Below are 2,286 nucleotides of genomic sequence, written 5' to 3'. Positions count from 1 at the left end.
TCAAGGTCACCGCGGCCACCGGCCGTCCCGTGCGTGCCACGACGCCCATACTAGACATCATCAACGAATTTCAGGCGCAAGACACTAGTTCGGACGCGAGCACCGACTGGGTGCCTGTCGCATTCCGGCGCACCCGGACCGCCGCGACAAGGCTCGCGCGGCGTCAGGACACCTCGGAGGCCGGCACGGCCCGCAGGCCGACGGAGAGGTAGCCCATCTGCATGCCCGGATGGGCGGTGACCGCGAAATGCCCGCGCACCACGAGGTAGCCCTCGTCGGTGCTGAACACGGAGTCGGTCCGCGGGCCCGGGTCGCGGACGGCGTACTGGACGCCGCCGCAGGGCGGCTCGGCGCAGTCGTCCTCGACGGCGAAGTAGCCGGACCCGTCGGGGTCGAGGCTCGCGTGCCCGTCCTGCTGAGTGATGTCGAGGTGGATGAGCTCACCATCGTGGGCGTAGACGAACTCGCTGAACCGGGTGCGGTCGCCGACCGCGTCGATCGGGCCGGCGAAGCCGGCCACGTCGGGTGTGCTGCGGGTCGGCGCGGGGGCCGTGGTTGGGGCCGGAGCCGGAGCCGTCGACGCCACCGTGGTCGGCGCGGGGGTTGGGTCGGTGATCGTAGGCAGCGCCGCCCCCTCACCCGGGTCGTCGCCGCGCAGCAGGTGGCCGCCGGTGCCCGCCGCGGCGAGCACCAGCGCGGTCCCGGCGACGGCCAGCACGGTCCGGGTGCGCCGAGACCGCGGCTCGGTCCGGCGCAGCGGCGGCACCCCCGGCCACATCTCGCGCAGCATCACCGTCGCGGCCGCGTACGGGTCGGCGGCGCCGGGCAGCAGCATCCGCAGCAGGCCCTCGGCGGTCGGCCGTCGCTCCGGTTGCTTGGCCAGCGCGGTGAGGACGGGGCCGGCGACGGCCGCCGGCAGCCCGGCCACGTCGGGCTCGGAGTGGACCACCCGGTAGAGCAGCACCTCGAACCGGTCCGCCGCCCCGTAGGGCGGGCGGCCCGTCGCGGCGAACGCCACGGTCAGGCCCCAGGAGAAGACGTCCGAGGCGGGCCCGACGCGGCCGGTGCCGGTGATCTGCTCCGGGGACATGTATCCGGGGCTGCCGACCACCATGCCGGTGCGGGTCGCGCTGGTCGCCGCGGCCACCGCGGCGATGCCGAAGTCGATCACGCGGGGGCCTGTGGCGCCGAGCAGCACGTTGCCCGGTTTGAGGTCGCGGTGCACCACACCCGCGGCGTGGACGGCCGCGAGCGCCTCGGCCAGCCCGGCGGCCAGCGCGCGCAACGGCTCGGGCGCCAGCGGCCCCGAGGCGGCGACCACCTCGCCCAGTGTCGGGCCCTCGACGTACTCGGTGGCCAGCCAGGGCCGCTCGGCGTCGGGGTCGGCCGCCAGCAGCTTCGCGGTGCAGGTGCCGCCGACGGCCCGCGCGGCGCGGATCTCCCGACGGAACCGGGTGCGGAACTCGGCGTCGTCGGCGAACTCCGCGCGCACCAGCTTGACCGCCGCGACCTGGCCGGACGCCGACCAGCCTCGGTAGACGACCCCCATCCCGCCCGCACCGAGCCGCCCGTCGAGGACGAAGCCGCCGATCTCCCGCGGATCCTCGGCGAGCAGTGGTTGCACGGCCACGGGTCGCTCCTGGAGCGTCGCTGAACGGGTGGGGCGAGGGGAAGTCTTCCATGATCCGGCTCCGGTCCGGGGCCGGACACGGCCGGGCGGCGCCGCAACGCCCGCTACGTCTCGCGGGCCGAGGGCGGTCCAACCCCATCCTGCGCCGCCGCCGACGACGCACTCCCACCGCCGAGCCCGCAAGGCAGCGGCGACGACGGCCTTCACGTCGTCGCTGGAGGGCCCGTGCGGCGCGTCGAACTCCGCCGAAATGCCGCGCGCACCCGATCCGGTTGCTGTGCCGAAAGCCCGCGTGCGGGATCACCCGGTCCGCAGGGCGAGCCGGCGGGCATGGGCGACGGCGGCGTCGGTCTGCGCCCGCTCGGCGGCCTGCTGGGCCTGCTCGGCCCGCCGGGCCGCCTCGGCGGCCTCGACCCTGGCCCGCGCGGCGCGGATCCGCTCGCGGCGCCCGGCCCGCCCGTGCCAGCGCGCCGGCAGCTCGTCACCGCGCACCCCCGGCCCGGAGGCGGCGTCCTCGACCGCGTCGACCCGCGCGGCCTCGACCAAGATCTGCTGGATCAGGTCCCGGTCGGCGGCGTCCCGGTCGGCGGCGCGCAGCAGGTACTGGGCGGCCTGCCCGGTGCCGTGTGCCGCGTCCGGATCGACGGCCATCCTCG

The 2,286-nt window shown here is 76.3% G+C and carries 1 protein-coding gene and 1 pseudogene; both read right to left on the bottom strand.

Annotated elements, in window-relative coordinates:
• Positions 1-163: 163 nt before the first annotated feature.
• A complete protein-coding gene (locus G567_RS35785) occupies positions 164-1,630 on the bottom strand; it encodes a serine/threonine-protein kinase (protein WP_051233545.1) in 1,467 nt (488 codons plus the stop codon).
• Between the two features lie 300 nt (positions 1,631-1,930).
• Positions 1,931-2,286: pseudogene (locus G567_RS35020) on the bottom strand (hypothetical protein); the annotation flags it as partial.

It is taken from the genome of Pseudonocardia asaccharolytica DSM 44247 = NBRC 16224, assembly GCF_000423625.1.
GTDB lineage: Bacteria > Actinomycetota > Actinomycetes > Mycobacteriales > Pseudonocardiaceae > Pseudonocardia > Pseudonocardia asaccharolytica.
This window is presented reverse-complemented; position numbering and strand designations above follow the sequence as displayed.